At 59.5% G+C, this 21,018-nt stretch carries 15 protein-coding genes; 7 read left to right on the plus strand and 8 right to left on the minus strand.

The window, feature by feature from the left end; all coding sequences use genetic code 11:
- Positions 1 to 84 precede the first annotated feature (84 nt).
- Positions 85 to 3,171: a membrane-targeted effector domain-containing toxin gene (locus tag ACM6IN_RS27250; protein ID WP_414917027.1), complete on the minus strand. Its 3,087-nt coding sequence runs from the start codon at positions 3,169 to 3,171 to the stop codon at positions 85 to 87.
- 101 nt (positions 3,172 to 3,272) lie between these two features.
- Positions 3,273 to 3,977, minus strand: coding sequence for a trehalose operon repressor (treR, locus tag ACM6IN_RS27255; RefSeq protein WP_034156275.1), 705 nt, complete (start codon positions 3,975 to 3,977; stop codon positions 3,273 to 3,275).
- Positions 3,978 to 4,212: 235 nt separating this feature from the next.
- Here treR and treP point away from each other — a divergent pair, with 235 nt between their 5' ends.
- The 7 genes from treP to tadA all read left to right on the plus strand — a co-directional run bounded on the left by treP (position 4,213) and on the right by tadA (position 13,631).
- Positions 4,213 to 5,655 carry a PTS system trehalose-specific EIIBC component gene (gene treP, locus ACM6IN_RS27260; protein WP_123376530.1) on the plus strand — a complete coding sequence of 481 codons (1,443 nt, stop codon included), beginning with the start codon at positions 4,213 to 4,215 and terminating at the stop codon, positions 5,653 to 5,655.
- A 117-nt stretch (positions 5,656 to 5,772) separates the two neighbouring features.
- Positions 5,773 to 7,422, plus strand: coding sequence for an alpha,alpha-phosphotrehalase (gene treC, locus ACM6IN_RS27265; RefSeq protein ID WP_414917028.1), 1,650 nt, complete (start codon positions 5,773 to 5,775; stop codon positions 7,420 to 7,422).
- A 106-nt stretch (positions 7,423 to 7,528) separates the two neighbouring features.
- On the plus strand, positions 7,529 to 8,752 hold the full coding sequence (locus ACM6IN_RS27270; RefSeq protein ID WP_007916821.1) for a maltoporin: 1,224 nt from the start codon (positions 7,529 to 7,531) through the stop codon (positions 8,750 to 8,752).
- A gap of 63 nt (positions 8,753 to 8,815) precedes the next feature.
- Positions 8,816 to 11,344, plus strand: coding sequence for a phosphoenolpyruvate--protein phosphotransferase (ptsP, locus tag ACM6IN_RS27275; RefSeq protein WP_414917029.1), 2,529 nt, complete (start codon positions 8,816 to 8,818; stop codon positions 11,342 to 11,344).
- A 2-nt stretch (positions 11,345 to 11,346) separates the two neighbouring features.
- On the plus strand, positions 11,347 to 11,637 hold the full coding sequence (locus ACM6IN_RS27280) for a PTS transporter subunit EIIB (protein WP_007916817.1): 291 nt from the start codon (positions 11,347 to 11,349) through the stop codon (positions 11,635 to 11,637).
- Between the two features lie 117 nt (positions 11,638 to 11,754).
- Positions 11,755 to 13,131, plus strand: a complete 1,377-nt coding sequence (locus ACM6IN_RS27285) for a multicopper oxidase family protein (RefSeq protein ID WP_007916816.1) — start codon at positions 11,755 to 11,757, stop codon at positions 13,129 to 13,131.
- Positions 13,131 to 13,631 (plus strand): tRNA adenosine(34) deaminase TadA, encoded by a 501-nt coding sequence (gene tadA, locus ACM6IN_RS27290; RefSeq protein ID WP_095112372.1) that lies wholly within the window; start codon positions 13,131 to 13,133, stop codon positions 13,629 to 13,631. Before ACM6IN_RS27285 ends, tadA begins: the two co-directional genes overlap by 1 nt.
- A 467-nt stretch (positions 13,632 to 14,098) precedes the next feature.
- Here tadA and cmoB read toward each other — a convergent pair whose 3' ends face one another.
- From cmoB to ACM6IN_RS27320, 6 genes are all read right to left on the minus strand, one after another.
- Entirely contained in the window at positions 14,099 to 15,055 is a 957-nt protein-coding gene (cmoB, locus tag ACM6IN_RS27295) for a tRNA 5-methoxyuridine(34)/uridine 5-oxyacetic acid(34) synthase CmoB (protein WP_122599061.1), read from the minus strand.
- Entirely contained in the window at positions 15,052 to 15,795 is a 744-nt protein-coding gene (gene cmoA, locus ACM6IN_RS27300) for a carboxy-S-adenosyl-L-methionine synthase CmoA (protein ID WP_007916813.1), read from the minus strand. The genes cmoB and cmoA overlap by 4 nt, the downstream gene beginning before the upstream one ends.
- A 206-nt stretch (positions 15,796 to 16,001) precedes the next feature.
- Entirely contained in the window at positions 16,002 to 16,640 is a 639-nt protein-coding gene (locus tag ACM6IN_RS27305; protein ID WP_177321078.1) for a lysoplasmalogenase, read from the minus strand.
- Between the two features lie 2 nt (positions 16,641 to 16,642).
- The gene (locus ACM6IN_RS27310; protein WP_007916811.1) at positions 16,643 to 17,035 is read right to left on the minus strand and encodes a protease inhibitor I42 family protein; all 393 of its coding nucleotides are present in this window, start codon (positions 17,033 to 17,035) and stop codon (positions 16,643 to 16,645) included.
- A gap of 265 nt (positions 17,036 to 17,300) precedes the next feature.
- Entirely contained in the window at positions 17,301 to 19,718 is a 2,418-nt protein-coding gene (gene lon / locus ACM6IN_RS27315; RefSeq protein WP_007916809.1) for an endopeptidase La, read from the minus strand.
- A 738-nt stretch (positions 19,719 to 20,456) separates the two neighbouring features.
- Positions 20,457 to 20,909: a hypothetical protein gene (locus tag ACM6IN_RS27320; RefSeq protein WP_414917030.1), complete on the minus strand. Its 453-nt coding sequence runs from the start codon at positions 20,907 to 20,909 to the stop codon at positions 20,457 to 20,459.
- Between the last annotated feature and the right edge of the window lie 109 nt (positions 20,910 to 21,018).

The following is a 21,018-nucleotide window of genomic DNA, read 5'->3' on the forward strand; positions in this document are numbered from 1 at the left end:
AAGGTTGTCTTTGTTTGGCAGGTGGTTGCCTGTTTCAACGGTAACAAGCTGCTTCGGCAGAAGATTGGTTAATACCGATCAGCCTCAATCAGGAATCCGGCTACGCAATATCAGCCCGGTATCGGACAACCGTTGCGACATGTCTTTAAGGTCGGCGAACTCAATGTCATTCACCCGCTGCCACGCAGGTCGGTGGAGAGAGACCTTGCCGTCACTCAATCGAGATATCGGAGTGCGCTGGAGCATGCCCTGTTTGCTGCGGTGGATCAGGGTGTAGCTGTCGCCCGCTTTTTCGAACAGATACATGCCGCGCCGGTACAAAAGATTCTCCAACGTCTCCTCGCTCCAGACCAGCTCGGGTGCCTGAACTTTCAAGCGCAAGTCGGCGCGAAGCAGATCCGGATTTCCTTGCCTGACAGTGCCACCGGGCGAGCTGCCGCGTGGCACTTCAATACCCGGATCGACATCCACACCCAGCTCTTCACCAATGCCGACTTCATCGATTCGCAGACCGATTGCTCCTTTCAATTCACTGATGCCCAGCAGTCCTCTGAAGGTATTGGTGTTGTGAGCATCCGTCACTACGATCCATTTTCCCGGGCTGTTGAGGTAGACGTCGCCGGTCATGATGTCGTTTGTCAGATAGGTGCTCATCATCTGCTCGTCGACGGAGGGCAGCGGGGTTTTCATTTTGTAGCTGGCGGCGCAGTCGATCGCCTGGACCCGAACGCCGTTCGCTCGCGCGACCTGGACCAGTTCCAGTGGGTTGAATCGACTGGCGGGATCGGTGCCCAGGCTGCTCAGGTAAGTGCGCAAATCAACGGTCATGTTGCCGCTGGTGAAGTAGCGGTTCAGCTCAACCTGAGCGAAGTCACTGAGCAGCCCACGCATGTAGAGGGTTTTCGCGTGGCGGGCCAGTGCCGGCATGCTTTCAATCAGAAAACGCAGGCTGGCGATGCGATCAAGGGTTTCTCCCACCACTAGCCCTGAAGCACTTTCAAAAATGCCATCGACAAGATCGGCCAGCGGCATCAGACGGCTGATTTCGGGGATTGCCGGACGCGCAGGCTGGATGATCCACGGCAGATTCTTGAAAAAGCCTCGGGCCGAACCTTGCAGCAGCTTGCGTTTGCCGGCGGCATACAATTCGAACGGGTCATCCATGCCAAAACCGCCTTCTCCGTCGGGCTGCAACTGGGCATGGGTTTCGTTGAGGTTCAACGCCCAGCTTTTAATGGAACGGCGCACCGGCGGATCGATGTCGTAGGCGCTGGTTACAGGACGCGGGGGGCGCGATGTCGAGGGTTGCAGTTCTTCCGCCGGTGGAGCGGCCGCCTCGGGTGATACAGGTTCGAAGGTGTCGAGTTCGAGATCCGGGGTGCATTGTTTGCCCATGCACTGGCCGCCACCTTTGAGGCCCAGGGCTGGCATCCGCTCCCACTGCCCTTCGCCATTGAGGCGGATCGGCAAGGCGTGAACAAGCTGGTTGGGACGCTCCGGGTCAACGATTGCCCAGTCGCCACCGCCGCGAGAGTTGGCGAAGTAGCGGACATAGTACGGAGTGTCATTCATCAGAACGGCATAGGGCGGATCAGAGTCGAGACGGTACACGCCGTGGAATTTCCCGTATCCCTCGCCGAGTGCCGCGCCATCGAGCAGTTCGTTGCATTGATAGCGTTCGGGCACCGGGGGCCGTGGGGCGTTCTGCGCCGGAATCAGCGTCGTTTCATCGATATTTGGCACGGTGATGTCGAGATCGTCCGGCACCATGATCTGCAATGGGGGGGCGGCTTCGGCGGAGGGATTCAAGGCTTCGCTGTACTCGGCCATTTCTGCGGCCTCTGCCGCTTCTACCTCGGCGCCCACCTCCAGCATCGGCCCGGTGCCGATCAGCAATGGAAGATTGAATAACAGATTGATGCCACTCAATACCGCACCCAATACGCCCGCCTTGCGTTCGGCGTTGCTCTTGCCGTTCTGCGCCTGATCGATATTCAGGCCCATGCTGGCGATGGTCGCGCCTATGACCGGCAACGCCAGCGGCCAACCGACAGTGGCCATCGGTCCAAACACCTTGAGGCCTGCACTCAAGTAGCCGATCCACAGTTTTTTGCGCAGATCACCATTGGACGTCAGCGACAGGTGAGCTTCAGCAAACATCGCCTGACGTGTGGTGTCGCGCAGCCAGCTGAATGCATCATCGCTCAGCACCTGGTTTGTGCGGTTGATCAGGTGATGGTCGGCCCGGCCCCAGGTGGCCACCAGGCGATTCATCAGATCGGTAATGTTCTCGCTCATGTGCTGACGATCGGCGAGGGCAAAATGATTCAGGAAGGTCGCGCGGCGTTTTGCGTCGTTCAGCTGATCCAGAACCCACCAATGCAGGTCCGCCGGCGTTTCCTTGACCACGAAGGCTTCGGCTTCACTGGGCAGATAGATAATCTGCCGGCCGGCGGGGTCGACGATGCGCAGCAGCTGCGTGGCGACGTGCCCGTCAATGTCGAAGGCGCGTACCTCCCCCGTTGCCGTGTGGCTCGTGTGCAGCATGCTCAGGGTGACCGGCCAGCTTACAGGCCCCACCACCGAGTCCATCAGCCATTGAAAGTCACTGCCGGTGAGCTGCCCAAGATCCAGGGCCTGTACCGCACGGCTAAGGAAATTGCACTTGGCCAATGTGCGGAAGTCGTCAGCGTGGCTGTTCCAGAAGTCCGTCAGAGTGGCGGTGTAGTGACCACTGAAATCGAGGCTCCAGAACGCGTTCAAGACCTCGTTGCCGTGCAGGCGCACCTGATTTTTCTCGTCGAAATTCTCGCCCTGCGGACCTTCGGTGTAGAAGCCGCCGTACAGATCGAGAAGATCAGCGTTGTCCTGGTCGGTGGTGCGAAAACGATGAATCACCAACTGTGTCAGGGTCATCGATTCGTAGGGTTTTTCGCGGATGTGCTCCCAGCCGGTAAACGAGCGGGTGCTGCTTTGGGCGGTCTTGAAACGGTGGAAATAAACCTGATCCGGATCAAGGCTCGACAAGCCTTTGGCTTCCAGCAGATCACGGGCCGCTTGATGGGCGGCGTCCTGCAGACCGGGGCAGTTCTGCACGACGGTATAGGCGATTCGCTTCAGCGCCGCTTTGTCTACCGCGTTTGGCAGAGGACGTGGTTGGGTGGCGTACATGCTTTCTCCATCCTTGAGAAATGAGAGCCGAGCATGGCCGATTCGCTCAAGGGGAGTGCACTACATATGTACCGCACACGATCGTTGGAAATGTGCCGGGGTCAGCGCCGAGCCACGTCGGAAAAGTAGAACTTGTCGAGGGTGTGCCGTGATTCGGTGTACTCGAACTGCCGACCGTCCTGAAGAAAGGTCTGGTTGCTGACCACGATCACATGGCTCTGGCCGTCGAGATCCAGGTGCAGTTGATCGTCCTTGCTGCGCGGCACGGCTTCGATGGTGCGTTGGGCGTAGGCAATCTGTAACTGCAATGTCTGTTCGATATGCGCATAGATCGACTGTTCGGCGATGTCGAGGGACAGGCCGGGAATCACTTCGCTGACAAAGTGGTTGATGTCGAGGATGACCCGTTTGCCGTCGATCCGCCGCACACGCTTGATACGGGTGATGAGGCTGCCGGGTTCGGCGTGGATGTGCTCGAGCAGGGCGCCTTCGAGCGGGATCTGGCTCAGCTCGACCACTTCGGTGCTGACATCGTTGCCCAGGCGCGGGTAGGTCTCTTGAAAGCTGACGATGCCACCGAGCTGAAACTCGATCGGGTTGGTCGAAAGCACGAAGGTGCCTTTGCCGTGGATTTTCTGCGCAAAGCCACGCTCTTGAAGTAATTCGATGGCCTTGCGCACCGTGCCACGGCTGGCCTGATAGCTGTCCATCAGTTCGGTTTCGGAAGGCAGGCGGGCGCCGCGCTCCAGGCGTTCAGTCGTGATGCTGGCCAGCAGATCGCTATAGATCTGGTTGTATTTGCTCATGGGTAGGCTCGGTGCCGACTGTGCTCAAAGCTTCGAACCTTAAGGCCAGGGTAGGGCTTTGTCCATGTGGACGATGGAAATCACCTTAGGGCTGAGTAGGAAAATTCGTCTTCGGTCTGGCAGGAACATACATAAACAAACTCGTCTGTACGAGTTGTTGCATTAACTCGTACAGACGAGTATTTTTCGCTTCGGCGTGCTGCCAATAACAACAATCCATAGCGGAAGAACTAGCATGAGCCACGACTACCCGAATATCGCCAGGCAATTGCTGCAAAGCCTCGGCGGCAGCGACAACCTCGAACAGGCCGCCCATTGCGTCACGCGGTTGCGACTGGCCCTGAAGGACCCGAGCCTGGTCGACACTGCCACGCTCAATCAGATCGATCTGGTCAAGGGCTCGTTCTTCACCGGTGGTTTGTATCAGGTGGTGATCGGTCCGGGCGAAGTGGAAAAGGTCTATGCCGAACTGCGTCGCCAGACCGGTCTCGCGGCCTCGACCATCGCTGACGTCAAACAGAAAAGCGCCGAAAAGATCAACGCCATGCAGCGTCTGGTGCGGGTGTTCTCCGACGTATTCATGCCGATCCTGCCAGCACTGATCATTGCCGGCCTGCTGATGGGCATCAACAATCTGCTCGGTGCCAAAGGCATGTTCATCGAAGGGCAGACCCTGCTCGATGCCTACCCGAAACTCGACGGGCTGTGGAGCCTGATCAATCTGATGGCCAACACCTCGTTCGTGTTTTTGCCGGCGCTGGTGGGCTGGTCGGCGGCCAAACGTTTTGGCGGCAGCGAGATCCTCGGCATCGTGCTCGGCCTGATGCTGGTGCATCCGGATCTGCTCAACGCCTGGAACTATGGCAAGGCCGTGGCCGGGCTCGACGGGCAGCAGTTGCCGTACTTCGACATTCTCGGGCTGTTTCAGGTGGAAAAAGTCGGTTATCAGGGGCAGATCCTGCCGATTCTGCTGGCCGCCTACGTGATGAGCGTCATCGAAAAATGGCTGCGGGCGCGCGTGCCCAACGCCATTCAATTGCTCGTGGTGCCGATCACCACCATCGTCGTCACCGGCGTGCTGGCGCTGGCAGTGATCGGCCCGGTGACCCGCCACATCGGCATCTTCATCACCGAAGGGCTGGTCATGCTGTTTGATCTGGCGCCGATGGTGGGTGGAGCGATTTTCGGTCTGCTGTATGCGCCGCTGGTGATCACCGGCATGCACCACATGTTTCTCGCGGTCGATCTGCAATTGATCTCGACCCAAGGCGGCACCTTCATCTGGCCGATGATCGTCATGTCCAATCTCGCCCAAGGCAGCGCCGCCCTAGCGGTGTTCTGGATGACCCGTAATGCGCGGGACAAGAGCATGGCGTCGACCTCGGCGATTTCCGCCTACTTCGGGATCACCGAGCCGGCGATGTTCGGCGTCAACCTGCGCTACAAGTTTCCGTTCTACGCCGCGCTCACCGGCTCGGCGCTGGGCTGTGTGTTCCTGTCGCTGAACAAGGTTCAGGCCTCGGCCATCGGCGTCGGTGGCCTGCCGGGATTCATCTCGATCATTCCGCAGTACATCCCGATGTTTGTGCTCGGGATGCTGATTGCCATGCTCGTGCCGTTTGTTCTGACCTGTGCACTGAGCATGAAGATTGTCCGCCCCGGTTATCGGGTTGCCTGAATCGATCTGTAGGAGCTGCCGAAGGCTGCGATCTTTTGATCTTGCCTCTCAAAATCAAAAGATCGCAGCCTTCGGCAGCTCCTACAGAGCTCGTAAAATTCAAGAGGGAAATGTGCCATGCAAGACTGGCAACGTTCGGTGATCTACCAGATCTATCCGAAGAGCTTTCATAGCCACGCCGGCAACCCGACAGGTGATCTGCTCGGTATCGTCGCCAAGCTCGATTACCTGCAGTGGCTGGGTGTCGACTGCTTGTGGATCACGCCATTCCTGCGTTCGCCGCAACGCGACAACGGCTATGACATCAGCGATTACTACGCCATCGATCCGAGCTACGGCAGCATGGCCGACTGCGAATTGCTGATCGCCGAAGCGGGCAAGCGCGGAATCAAGCTGATGCTCGACATCGTGGTCAATCACACCTCGATCGAACACGTATGGTTCCAGCAGGCGCGCAGCAGCCTCGACAACCCTTACCGTGATTTCTACATCTGGCGCGATCAGCCGAACAACTGGGAATCCAAATTCGGTGGTTCGGCCTGGGAGTACGAAGCCCAGACCGGTCAGTATTACCTGCACCTGTTCGACCACACCCAGGCCGACCTCAATTGGGACAACCCCAAGGTGCGCGCTGAAGTGTTCCGGATGATGCAGTTCTGGCGGGACAAGGGCGTGGGTGGTTTTCGTCTGGACGTGATCAATCTGATCTCCAAGCCGGAGGACTTTCCCGAAGACCGCAGCGATGGCCGGCGCTTTTATACCGACGGGCCGAATGTCCACGCGTACTTGCAGCAGATGCACCGCGAAGTCTTCGAGGGGCACGACCTGATCAATGTCGGCGAGATGTCATCGACCAGCCTCGAACACTGCATTCGTTATTCGAATCCGCAGTCTAAAGAGCTGTCGATGACCTTCAACTTTCATCACCTGAAAGTCGATTATCCGAACCTGCAAAAGTGGGTGCGCGCCGACTTCGATTTCCTTCAGCTCAAGCAAATCCTGTCCGACTGGCAGACCGGCATGCAGGCCGGTGGCGGCTGGAACGCGCTGTTCTGGTGTAACCACGATCAACCGCGAGTGGTCTCGCGTTTCGGCAATGACGGCGAGCACCGCGAACGCTCGGCGAAGATGCTCGGCACCGCGCTGCATTTTCTCCAGGGCACGCCGTTCGTGTATCAGGGCGAAGAGTTGGGCATGACCAATCCGGGGTTCGAATCGATCGAGCATTATCGCGATGTCGAGACGCTGAACATCTTTCGCCTCAAGCGCGAAGCCGGCAGCAGTGATGCCGACAACATGGCGGCAATCAAGCAGAAATCCCGTGATAACGGCCGTACGCCGATGCACTGGGACGCCGGGCCGAACGCCGGTTTCAGCAGTGTCGAGCCATGGATCGGAGTGCCGGCCAATGCCGCGCAGATCAACGTCGCCAGGCAGCTCGATGACCCCGATTCGGTACTCCATCACTACCGCAATCTGATTGCACTGCGTCGCCGCGAATCGTTGATGACCGAGGGGGTGTACCGACAATTACTGCCCGAACATCCACAAGTCTGGGCCTATGTACGTGAAGGCAGCGCCGAGCGTTTGTTGGTGGTGAACAACTTCTACGGGACAACCTGTGAAGTGGAATTGCCGGCGACGGTCATCAGCGAGTCAATGAGCCAGCGCCCGTTGATCAGTAACTATCCGGACGGGCCGTTGCGCAAACGCCAGGTGACGTTACGGCCTTACGAGTCCTTCGTTCTGCACCTGATCGATCCCTGATCCTTAACTAAAAAAACAGCTTTCAAAAAAACACGCAGAGCATTGCGCGGGGGATTTCTGCGCGCCGAATTCATGCAACCAGACAATAAAAACAATGGGGTGGCTTATGAAAACAACAATAAATCGCAGCCTTGCAGTCGCAGGTTTTTGCCTGGCCTTACCGCCGACTTCACAAGCGCTGGAGTTTGGCGGCTATTTGCGCAGCGGCGTCGGCACGTCGGTCAACAGCAGCGGTCAGTCGTGCTTCCAGTTACCGGGGGCGCAGACCAAATATCGTCTGGGTAACGAATGCGAGCAATACGGTGAGTTGGAGTTGCGTCAGGATCTGTACACCCTCGACGACGGTTCGGTCCTGAGTGTCGATGGCATGGCTTCGCTGTATAACCGTTACGACCGCAGTCCCACATTCAAAGATGACAACGGCTCGATACGCTTGCCGCAGGCCTACGCACAGTGGTCGGCGATGCCCGCGCTCAATGGCGGTTCTCTGTGGGCCGGGCGCCGTTACTACAAGCGCAATGACATCCATATTTCCGACTTCTACTACTGGAACCAGAGCGCCACCGGGGGCGGGATCGAGGACGTATTGATCGGCGACCTGAAGTACAGCTACGCCTTTTCGCGCAAGGACAACCTGTACCAAAAGGACTACATCAATCGGCACGACTTCAACGTCGCCGGGTTCAAGACCAACCCTGGCGGTGAGCTGGAGTTCGGCTTGAGTTATATCGACAAACCCGACAGCCGCGATGCCCACCGGGGCTGGGCGATCACCACGCAACATGTGCAGACGGATTTCCTCGGCGGCAAGAACAAACTCGCGCTGCAATACGGTGAGGGGCCGGGCACCGGGCTGGGTTATACCGGCAACGTCAAACTGGACGACAGCAACAAGAGTTACCGGATCGTCGAATTTTTCGACTGGCAAGTGACGCCGCGTTTCGGTGGCCAGATTGCGGCGGTGTACCAGAAAGACATTCGTCCGGACGGTGTCGACCAGAACTGGATCTCTCTGGGTGTGCGTCCCGCCTACGCGCTCAGCGAACACTTCAAACTGGTCACCGAACTGGGCCACGATCAAGTTGAAGCCCCGGGTGGCACGCGCAAACTGAGCAAGTTCACGTTTGCCCCGACCTGGTCGCCCAAAGGCCCGGAGTTCTGGGCGCGACCCGAGGTGCGTCTGTATTACACGTACGCCACTTGGAACGAGGCGGCGAAACGTGCGGCCAACCAACTGGCCAAAGGCTCGGCACTCTCCGATACCGGCGCCTTCGGCAGTGCTCGTCACGGTGCGAATGTCGGATTGCAGGTCGAATACTGGTGGAAATAAGCGATGCTGATGGAGCGTCGCGCTCCATGGGCACTTCAAAGCATAAAAACTGCAGGTGACGTCATGGCCACACCCCAACCATTGCAACTGCTGGCTCCCTTGTCCGGTGTCCTGATGGCGCTTGAGCAAGTGCCCGATCCAGTGTTTTCCGGGCGCGTGATCGGCGACGGTCTGTGCATCGATCCGACCTCATCGACCTTGTGCGCGCCTTTGGCCGGGGTCATCAGCAACGTGCAGGTCAGCGGGCATGCGGTGAGCATCACCGATGAGCATGGCGTACAGGTGTTGATGCATATCGGCCTGGATACGGTGAACCTCGGCGGGCAAGGCTTCACCCGTCTGGTCGAAGAGGGGCAACGGGTTGCCGCCGGGCAGGCGCTGATCGAGTTCGACGCCGACTACATTGCCCGACATGCGCGCAGCCTGATGACGTTGATGTTGGTGGTCAGCGGTGAGCCGTTTACCTGGCTGGTCGCGTCGAGCGGGCGGGTCGAAACAGGTCAGCCGTTGCTTGAGCTTGTCAGCGCACAGGCGATCAGTGAAGAGACAGTCGCGGCAGACAGTCCAGCGCGGTTTTCACAGCCGTTGAAACTGCCCAATCCCAACGGTCTGCATGCGCGCCCGGCAGCGGTGTTCGCGCAAGCGGCAAAGGCTTTCGCGGCAAAGATTTACCTGCATAAACAGCAGGCTCAGGCCAACGCCAAGTCTCTGGTGGCGATCATGGCGTTGCAGACCGCGTTCGGCGACAGCGTGCAGCTCAGTGCGGTGGGCGAAGACGCTGACGCGGCAATCGATGCGCTGACCCGGTTGTTGGCCGCAGGCTGCGGTGAAACGGTGACGGCGGCGGCGCCTGTCGAGGTGGTGGAAACCGAGGTTCTGGCTCTTCTGCGTGGCGTCTGCGCGTCACCCGGTTCGGCGTTGGGCCAAGTGGTGCAGATCAGCGAACCGGTGTTCGACGTCAGCGAGTTCGGCGGCGGAGCAGACCTGGAGCGTGTGGCTCTCGCCAATGCCCTGATCGAAGCGGATCTGGCCTTGCAGCATTTGCGCGACACCGCGACGGGTGAGGCTGAAGCCGAGATCTTCAAGGCGCATCAGGAACTGCTCGAAGACCCGGGCCTGCTCGATCAGGCCCAGGCATTGATCAGTGAGGGCAAAAGTGCGGCGTTCGCCTGGCGCGCGGCCACTGAAGAAACTGCGGCGATGTTTCGCCAACTGGGCAGTGCGTTGCTGGCCGAACGGGCGGCGGACCTGACCGATGTCGGACGTCGCGTCCTCAAGTTGCTACTGGGTATTGGCGAGCAGGCGCTGGAGTTGCCGCAAGGATGCATTCTGATCGCCGATCAACTGACGCCGTCGCAGACCGCCGGCATCGATACCAGCAAGGTGCTGGGCTTCGCTACGGTCGGGGGCGGCGCGACCAGTCACGTGGCGATTCTCGCCCGTGCCTGTGGTCTGCCATCGATCTGCGGGGTGCCGGTGCAGATGCTCGCGCTGAGTAACGGCACTCCAATATTGCTCGATGCCGACAAGGGTGAATTACATATACATCCCGACCCTGGGGTCGTCGGGCAGTGGCAGGCTCGATACGCACAACAGCGTCAACGCCATGAGCATGAACTGGCCAGCGCAACGCTTGCGGCACGGACCCGTGACGGCCATCACGTCGAGGTGTCGGCCAACGTCGCCTCGTTATTGGAAACCGAGCAGGCCATGGCCCTCGGCGGTGCGGGCGTCGGCCTGCTGCGTTCGGAGTTTCTCTATCTGGGCCGCAACCACGCGCCGAGCCATGACGAACAGGTCGCCACTTACAGCGCTATCGCTCGCTGTGTCGGGCCTGCGCACAATCTGGTGGTGCGCACCCTCGATGTCGGCGGCGACAAACCGCTGGCCTATGTGCCGATGGACAGCGAAACCAACCCTTTCCTTGGCGTGCGCGGCATTCGTTTGTGTCTGCAGCGTCCGCAGCTACTGCGGGAGCAGTTCCGGGCCATGCTCGGCTGCTGCGATCTGACGCGTTTGCACATCATGTTGCCGATGGTCACGCAACTGTCGGAGCTGCGTCTGGCGCGGCAGATGCTCGACGAGGAAATCCTCGCGCTAGGCCTGACGCAACGGCCGAAACTGGGGATCATGATCGAAGTGCCGGCGGCGGCGTTGATGGCGGATCTGTTTGCACCGCTGGTGGATTTCTTCTCGATTGGCACCAATGACCTGACGCAGTACACCCTGGCGATGGATCGCGATCACCCGCGTCTGGCCAGTCAGGCGGACAGTTTTCATCCCTCGATATTGCGCCTGATCGCCACGACCGTGAAGGCGGCACACGCCCATGGCAAATGGGTCGGCGTGTGCGGGGCGATGGCTTCGGAACGTCTGGCGGTGCCGCTGTTGCTGGGGTTGGGTGTGGATGAACTGTCGGTGAGTGTGCCGATGATTGCACCGGTCAAGGCAACGGTGCGCGAGCTGGAACTGGCGGATTGTCAGGTCATCGCGCAGCAGGTGCTCGGTCTGGAAAGTGCCGGGCAGGTGCGTGAGGCGTTGCAGCTGTTTCATGAGGCAACCGTCGATACTTTACGGGTTCTGGAGAACTGAACATGTTCGATCAATTGCAGAAGGCATTCTGGAAAGCCCTGACCCCGGATCTGGTGGTGGATACACCCGCAGCGGCGGCCGAACCGAGTGACGGATTGAGCAGCGACATTGTCGCGGCGCTGGGGGGGGTGGATAACCTCCAGTCCCAGCAACCGCTGGCGTTGACGCGGGTACGGGTGGTGTTGCGTGATGTGTCGCACATGGACCCGAACGCGTTGAGCGCCGCCGGTGTCGCGGGCGTGATGCCTTTGGCGGACGGCGTGGTGCACCTGATTACCGGGCTGCGATCTTAAGCCGGCAGGTGATGTGCGGCCTCAGGTCGCCCTTACTGTTTCTCAACCGCAGGTGTATCGTATTCGCCTTTTGCAGGCTTTCAGGGCCTGCTGCTGATACGTGAGGTAGTTGAGTTCATGTCCTTTACCCGTCGCCAAATCCTCGGTGGCCTGGCCGGTCTTGTTGTCGTTGGTGTCGGGGCGGGGGGCGCGTCGCGTTATTGGCTCGGCAAAATGGCCGACGCCGAGGCGGGCCATGACTATGAACTGATCGCCGCACCGCTGGACGTCGAATTGGTGCCGGGGCACAAGACCGAGGCCTGGGCATTCGGCCCGTCGGCGCCTGGCACCGAGTTGCGTGTGCGCCAGGGTGAATGGCTGCGGGTACGTTTCATCAACCACTTGCCGGTGGCGACGACCATTCACTGGCACGGCATTCGTCTGCCGCTGGAAATGGACGGCGTGCCGTACGTGTCGCAGCTGCCGGTGTTGCCGGGCGAGTACTTCGACTATAAGTTCCGCGTGCCGGATGCCGGCAGTTACTGGTATCACCCGCACGTCAGCAGCAGCGAAGAGCTCGGGCGCGGGCTGGTCGGGCCGTTGATCATCGAAGAGCGCGAGCCGACCGGTTTCAAGTACGAAAAGACCTTGAGCCTGAAGAACTGGCACATCGATGACGAAGGCAATTTTGTCGAATTCAGTATTCCCCGTGAAGCGGCGCGTGGCGGTACGGCGGGGCGCTTGTCGACCATCAACGGTGTGCCGACCCCGGTGATCGAACTGCCGGCCGGGCAGATCACCCGGGTGCGCTTGCTCAACCTCGACAACACGCTGACTTATCGCATCAACATTCCCGGCGTCGAAGCGCAGATCTATGCGCTGGACGGCAACCCGGTCGAACCGCGCCCGTTGGGCAAGGAATACTGGCTCGGCCCGGGGATGCGTATTTGTCTGGCGATCAAGGCGCCGGCGGCGGGCGAAGAATTGTCGCTGCGCAACGGTCCGGTACGTCTGGGCACCCTGCGTTCGGTGGCCAATACCGACGCGCCGAGCGACTGGCCAAAAGCGCTGCCGGCCAATCCGGTGGCAGAACCGGACCTGGCCAATGCCGAGAAACTCAACTTCAATTTCGAATGGGTCGGCTCAGTGTCGGTCAACGTCGACAATGGTCGGCCGCCGAGCCTGTGGCAGATCAACGGCAAGGCCTGGGACATCACCGACAAGACCTGCGCTGACCGACCGATTGCCAGCCTGAAACTGGGGCAGAGTTACATCTTCGAATTGAAGAACATGACCCAGTATCAGCACCCGATCCACCTGCACGGCATGAGTTTCAAGGTGATCGCGTCGAACCGGCACAAGATTATTCCATACTTCACCGACACCTATCTGCTGGGCAAGAACGAGCGCGCGCAAGTGGCGCTGGTGGCCGATAATCCGGGGGTGTGGATGTTCCATTGCCACGTGATCGACCACATGGAAACCGGCCTGATGGCCGCCATCGAGGTGAAGTGATGCGCCAGATTCGCCCCGCGGCCATCATCGACCGCAGCCGTGACCAAGACTTCATGCGTGAAGCGCTGACCCTCGCTGCACAAGGCGCAGCGATCGGCGAAGTGCCGGTGGGGGCAGTGTTGGTGCAGGACGGCGAGATTATCGGGCGCGGCTTCAATTGCCCGATCAGCACCAGCGACCCGAGTGCCCATGCAGAAATGGTCGCGATCCGTGCGGCGGCGCAGGCGGTGGATAACTATCGCCTGCCGGGCAGCACGCTGTATGTGACGCTGGAGCCGTGCAGCATGTGTGCAGGCTTGATCGTGCATTCGCGGGTGGCGCGGGTGGTGTATGGCGCGCTGGAGCCGAAGGCGGGGATTGTGCAGAGTCAGGGGCAGTTTTTTACCCAGGGTTTTCTCAACCATCGAGTGCTATATGAAGGCGGGGTTTTGGCCGAAGAGTGTGGCGCCGTGCTGACCGAATTCTTCCGTGCTCGCCGAGCAAAAAGCCCCTCACCCTAACCCTCTCCCAGAGGGAGAGGGGACTGACCGAGCTGGATGGGCGAGGTCCGTCGACCTGAGATTCCGAGTCGAACTCACGTCTTGAAAAGCTCAACGATCAGCCCCCTCTCCTTGGGAAGAGGGGACTGACCGAGTTGGATGGGCGAGGTCCGTCGACCTGAGATTCCGAGTCGAACTCAAGTCTTGAAAAGCTCAACGATCAGCCCCCTCTCCTTGGGAAGAGGGGACTGACCGAGCTGGATGGGCGAGGTCCGTCGACCTGAGATTCCGAGTCGAACTCAAGTCTTGAAAAGCTCAACGATCAGCCCCCTCTCCTTGGGAAGAGGGGACTGCCGAGTTGGCTGGGCTAAGTCCGTCGACCTGAGATTCCGAGTCGAACTCAAGTGTTGAAAAGCTCAATGATCAGCTCCCTCTCCTTGGGGAGAGGGCTGGGGTGAGGGGTGGGCTCACCGCGGTGATTGGTCGGATTACTTCTTCGCGACAATCACCGCGCGCATCGGCGCCGGCAATCCTTCGATGGTTTTGCTGTGGTCCTCGGGATCAAGGAAATCACTCAGCGACTGATACTTCATCCACTCAGTCCCGCGCTGTTCTTCCACCGTTGTCGTGCTCACATCCACGCAGCGAATATCGCTGAACCCGGCACGACGCAACCACAACTCCAGCGCCGGCACCGACGGCAGGAACCACACGTTACGCATCTGCGCGTAACGGTCTTCCGGCACCAGCACTTGATGCTTGTCGCCTTCCACCACCAACGTTTCCAGCACCAGTTCACCGCCCTTGACCAGGCAATCCTTCAGCGCCAGCAAGTGCTCGATCGGCGAGCGACGGTGATAGAACACGCCCATCGAAAACACGGTGTCGAAGCCTTCCAGGTTCGGCGGCAGGTCTTCAAACGGGAACGGCAAGTGCCAGGCATTCGGCTCGGACAGGTAACGCTGCACCGCCTGGAACTGGCAGAAGAACAACCAGTTCGGATCGACCCCAATCACACTGTTCGCGCCAGCACCGAGCATGCGCCACATGTAGTAGCCGTTGCCGCAACCGACGTCGAGGATGCGTTTGCCTTTCAAATCCAGATGCGGGGCGACGCGCGACCATTTCCAGTCCGAACGCCATTCGGTGTCGACGTGCACACCAAACAAGTCGAACGGCCCTTTGCGCCACGGCGACAAACCCATCAATGCAGTACGCATCTGCGCACGGGTTTCGTCGTCGCAATCGGTGTCGAGTTTCAGGCCATTGAGCAGATCGATTTCGCTCGGCTGAATTTTCGGCAAGGCATCCAGCGCACTTTGCCAGCGCTCCAGATCGCCGTGACCTTTCTCCATTTTCTTGTCGAGTTGCGCCTGCAGGGTGTTGGCCCATTCGGCCAGCGGTGTGCCGGCCAGACGACGGGCGAGGGGGGACAGATCAATCATGGCAAGGCAATCAACGAGGCAAAGTTAAGACACTGGAACCACGGCACGACTTTCGAGAACCCGGCGGCCAACAGGCGTTCGCGGTGTTCTTCGAGGCTGTCGGGCTTCATGACGTTTTCGATGGCGCTGCGTTTCTGGGCAATCTCCAGTTCGCTGTAGCCGTTGGCGCGTTTGAAGGCGACGTGCAGATCGGTGAGCAGCGCGTGTTCTTCGGCATCGTTGAAGCGCAGCTTCTCCGAGAGGATCAGCGCGCCGCCCGGCAGCAGCGATTGGCGAATGCGCGAGAGCAACGCGGTACGCTGATCCGGGGCGATAAATTGCAGGGTGAAGTTCAGCGCCACCACCGAAGCAGGCTGAAAGTCGAGGGCGAGGATGTCGCCTTCAATCACTTCGACCGGCAGCAACTCTTGGAACATCGAATCCTGACCGTTGAGGTATTCGCGGCAGCGTTCGACCATCGCGGCAGAGTTATCCACAGCGATCACCCGGCAGCCGTCGGTGCGCACGTGACGGCGCAAGGCCTGAGTCACTGCACCTAGCGATGAACCGAGGTCGTAGAGCACGCTGTTCGGCTGGGCGAACTGTGCGGCGAGCACACCGAGGTTTTCGACGATGGTCGGGTAACCCGGCACCGAGCGCTTGATCATGTCCGGGAACACCCGCACCACGTCTTCATTGAAGGCGAAGTCAGGCACCTGGGCCAAAGGCTTGGCGAAAATACGATCGGGTTCTTTGCTCACGGCGGTTCCGGCGGTGTAAATGGAAAGGCCGGCATTTTAGCCAAAGTGGCGCGCGGATGCTTGGGTTGTCTGATAAAACGCGGGGATATTGCTCTGGTTGATCGTTCCCACGCTCTGCGTGGGAATGCCGCCCCGGACGCTCCGCGTCCCTGCGCAAATGACGCAGAGCGTCACAGGATGCATTCCTACGCGGAGCGTGGGAACGATCAGATCCGTTTGGTCTGGGAGAACGCCGAGGCGGCGATGCCCCACTGGCCCAGCCAGTAGCTGAGGATGATGACGTATGGCGCGGCGTGGAATGGCGATACGAAGCGATCAATACCGATCACGCTGTCCGAGAACACAAACGCCAGCGCACCGCCCGCCGCTAGCAACGCCGAGCGTTTCGGCACATCGGTGCCCAAACGGGCCAGTGCGCGCCAGAGCATCGCGCTGATCGCCGTGCCATAAACAATCACCGGCACCAGCAATGGCCCAAGACCGCTGGAAATCAGAAGACCTAGCAGCATCGCGCCAACACCGAGGGCGAGCACCAGCGGCAACACCGCCAGACGCTTGCAGTCACTCAGATAAGCCTTCAGATAAGCCAGATGCGCAACCAGAAACGCGCCGAGGCCAAACACGAACAGATCGCCCGGCCACGCCAGCAACACATCACCCAGCAACGAGAAAATCAGACCGAGACTGATCCAGCGCCGATAGTCACTGGGTGGCGCGTCGTGCAGCCAGCCGAGCAATGCCAGCACCGGCAACGGTTTGACCAACAGGCACAGCAACGCCGCATGGGTGCTGACACCGTAGAGAAACGTCACCGCGCCCATCAGCGCCAGAATCAGCCAGCCCACGATCAATTTACCGAAATGGCGCAGTCAAAGGTTTCCACCGGGAGCACTTCCGGTGCCCACGGTTGTTGTGAAGTCAGGCGCAGGCGCCCGGTGCCGGGGGCGAAGGCCTGGAAGCGCCAGGTCGACAGACCTGCTGCGCCGACCACGCCAGCGTCTTCCGGATTGCTGTAGACCTCGGGGCTAAGTGCACGCAGTACGCCGCCAGCGGAATCCTGAATCGCCCAGCGATAACCCGTGGTCGGGTTGCTTGGCAGCATGATGATGAGGTTTTGCCCGTTAGTGAGCCGCACCGGGCATTCGCTTTGTTTTTCCACGGTCACGTTGTGTTTCGGTTGCGTGGCGCAGGCGGCCAGCAATGAAAGGGCGAGGGGGAGAAACAGGCGAGTGGGGGACATGAGGTCAGTGGCTCCGGGTGTTCACGACGAACGGCGAGCATAACTTAAGATGAGACAAAGTGTGACAGTGCCAAGCCCTCACCCTAGCCCTCTCCCAGGGGGAGAGGGGACTGACCGGGGGATATTGGTGAGGTACGCCGACCTGAACGTGCGTCAGCGAATCCATAATCGACCCGGTGTTTCAGGTCGGCGCATAGCGCAAGACCGCTCGGTTGGCTCCCTCTCCTGGGGGAGAGGGCTGGGGTGAGGGGCTACAGGCTACCGGTCAGAACAGGATCTTCGCCACATCGGCAAACTTCTTCGCAAAGTGCACCGTAATCCCTTCCTTCAGATAATCCGGCAATTCCTCAAAATTCCCCCGATTCGGCTCCGGCAAAATCAATTCGAAAATCTTCTGCCGCCGCGCCGCAATCACCTTCTCACGCACCCCGCCAATCGGCAGCACATGCCCGGTCAACGTCAGTTCACCAGTCATTGCCACACCTTTTTTTGGTGGCTGGTTTCGCGCAAGCGAGAGCAGGGCGCTGGCCATGGTCACGCCGGCGCTCGGGCCGTCCTTCGGTGTCGCGCCTTCCGGTACGTGCAGGTGGACGAAGGCTTCGTCGAAGAACTTCGCGTCACCGCCAAACTGTTTCAGGTGCGAGCTGACGTAGCTGTAGGCGATCTCTGCCGATTCCTTCATCACATCGCCCAGTTGCCCGGTGAGCTTGAAGCCACGGTTAAGCGTGTGAATCCGCGTCGCTTCGATCGGCAAGGTCGCGCCGCCCATGCTGGTCCACGCCAGACCGGTGATGACGCCGGTGCCGGACAGCACTTGTTCGTTGCGGAACACTGGATGGCCGAGTGACGCTTCGAGGTCTTTCGGCCCGAGTTTGATCACCGCTTTCGGCTCGTCAATCAGCTTCATCACCGCTTTGCGCACCAGTTTGCCCATTTGTTTCTCGAGCTGGCGCACCCCGGCTTCACGGGCGTAACCGTCGATCAAGGCTTTGAGCGCGCTGTCGCTGATGCTCAGGCTGCCCTTGGACACACCGGCCTTTTCCAGCAGTTTCGGCCACAGGTGACGCTTGGCGATGGCGACTTTTTCTTCGGTGATGTAGCCCGACAGACGAATCACTTCCATGCGGTCCAGCAACGGGCCGGGGATCGAATCGAGGGTGTTGGCGGTGCAGACGAAGAGGACTTTCGACAGGTCCATGCGCAGGTCGAGGTAGTGGTCGAGGAATTCGACGTTCTGCTCCGGGTCGAGGGTTTCCAGCAGTGCCGAGGCCGGGTCGCCCTGGTAGCTCTGGCCCATCTTGTCGATCTCGTCGAGCATGATCACCGGGTTCATCACTTCGACGTCTTTCAACGCCTGCACCAGTTTGCCCGGCTGTGCGCCGATGTAGGTGCGGCGGTGTCCCTTGATCTCGGCTTCGTCGCGCATACCGCCGAGGCTGAAGCGGTAGAACGGCCGGCCGAGGGATTCGGCGATGGATTTGCCGACGCTGGTTTTACCTACGCCCGGCGGGCCGACCAGCAGCACGATGGAGCCGCTGATCTCACCTTTATAGGCACCGACGGCGAGGAATTCGAGGATGCGGTCCTTGATGTCGTCCAGGCCCGCGTGGTGTTTGTCGAGAATTTTGCGCGCGTGCTTGAGGTCGAGTTTGTCCTCGCCGTACACGCCCCACGGCACCGAGGTCGCCCAGTCGAGGTAGTTGCGGGTGACCGCGTATTCCGGCGAACCGGTCTCAAGGATCGACAGCTTGTTCATTTCTTCTTCGAGGCGCTTCTGCACCTGCGCCGGCAGGACTTTGCCTTCGAGGCGTTGCTCGAACTGTTCGAGGTCGGCGCTGCGGTCGTCCTTGGTCAGGCCGAGTTCCTGCTGGATAACCTTGAGTTGTTCCTTGAGGAAGAACTCGCGCTGATGCTCGCCGATCTTGCGGTTAACTTCTGCCGAGATCTCTTTTTGCAGGCGCGCGACTTCGACTTCCTTGCGCAGCATCGGCAGGACTTTTTCCATGCGCTTGAGCATCGGTACGCAGTCGAGCACGCCTTGCAGTTCGGGGCCGGTGGCGGAGGTCAGGGCGGCGGCGAAGTCGGTCAGCGGCGACGGGTCGTTGGGGCTGAAGCGGTTGAGGTAGTTTTTCAGCTCTTCGCTGTACAGCGGGTTGAGCGGCAACAGCTCTTTGATCGCGTTGATCAGCGCCATGCCGTAGGCCTTGACCTCGTCGGTCGGCTCGGTGGGCTGGTGCGGGTATTCGACTTCGACCAGATACGGTGGGCGATGGTGTTTCAGCCAGGTCTTGATGCGTACGCGGCTGAGGCCTTGGGCGACGAATTGCAGTTTGCCGTTCTCGCGGCTGGCGTGGTGGACTTTGACCAGGGTGCCGTATTGCGGCAGGGCGCCGGTGTCGAAGTGGCGCGGGTCTTCCTGGGGCGTGTCCATGAAGAACAGGGCCAGGGAATGGTGTTCGGATTTACTGACCAGTTCGAGGGTTTCGGCCCAGGGTTCTTCGTTGACGATGACCGGCAGGACTTGGGCCGGGAAGAACGGGCGGTTGTGGATCGGGATGATGTAGACCTTGTCCGGCAGGTTCTGGCCGGGCAGGGCGAGGCCTTTGCCGCTGGAGGTGTGTTCGATGTGTTCGGCTTCGGTGTAGTCGTCGGGGTTTTCCGGGAATTCTTGCTGGTCGCTCATGGGGCACCTGCGCGATGGGGTATGGGTCTTAGATGGGGCAGGGTTTGGGTGGTTTCAATGGCGGGGGATGTTTCTGCTTGTGTGTTCAGGGTTTTGACAGGGTTCACGCTTTTGACTTGGCGGCCTTTGGGCCGACCATGCTCTTTGGGGTTTTGGGTGTATATCCGTTTCTTCGGTAACGGCGGCTTAGGGTTTCGCCCTGACGGCGACTCACTTTTTTGACAAACGCCTCAAAAAAGTAAGCAAAAAAACGCTTGCTCCTACGTGCGGCCCGCTCGCTGGGGCTCGGGGTTCCTTCGCTGCGGGATCGATCCGGGCGCAGCGCCTACGGTTTGCTTCGCTGCACCTCCTCTCGCTGTGTTTGGCTGCGCCAAACGGTCGCTGCGCTCCCACGCCCGGATCAATCCCTCCGCTCAGCCTTCCGACGTCGCCTGTGGATCAAGATCAAGATCAAGATCAAGAGCAGGCGAGCTGACACTCGGCCTATTGAGTGGTGAAGAGCACGGCGCGCATGGCTTTGGTTTTTGTGGTGCTCTTGCCCCTCACCCCAGCCCTCTCCCGAGGGAGAGGGGGCCGATTTGTGGGCATTTCAGAATCTGAGTTCGACTCGATATTTCACGTCGGCGTAGCTCGCCCAAACACCTCCGTCAGTCCCCTCTCCCTCCGGGAGAGGGTTAGGGTGAGGGGCTTTTGATTTTACGTTCTGCATTTGGGTACGGGGTTACCTGACCAAGGTCGTTACAAAGGCCACGTCAGTTCCTGGAGCAGAAAGAACCCGTTGCAGGTGAGTTCACGTGTGTCATCCGTGTAGCGTGCCTTGCCGAAAAGTTCGAAGTCGTTGAAGTCATATCGGTAGAGGTTGGGGTTGAGCTTGGTGACTGCGATAGTTGAAGAGGACTCTGTTTTAAATTCATAAAACTGGATACCCCGGCCTGTAACGACTCTTTCAGAGTAGGCAGGTGTAGATGGCTTTAGCAGGTCGCGAAGTGAAACGGAAAAAGTTCGTTCGCTCGATAAGCCTTTTTTGTGACCGAAATCAAAGTAATACCCCCCTAACGGGTTGAATGACACAGAAGTGGCTTTGGTCCTGTAGCTGGTCAGATCTAAATACGTACCGCTGATAGTGCCTTTCACATCAATATCAAGAACACCGACGGCGAAGACTGCTGGGAATGCTTTTGAAGTTGTCATAGGGGGCTTCCTCGATTGATTGAGTTGGAGAAGGAAGTCTGAGAGAAACGGCATAACCTGTTAACTGTCATATCTGACAGGTTTTTATGCCTATTCGTGATGATGGCCT

Origin of the sequence: Pseudomonas sp. IT-P395, from assembly GCF_949767675.1 — a bacterium.
Classification (GTDB): Bacteria; Pseudomonadota; Gammaproteobacteria; order Pseudomonadales; family Pseudomonadaceae; genus Aquipseudomonas.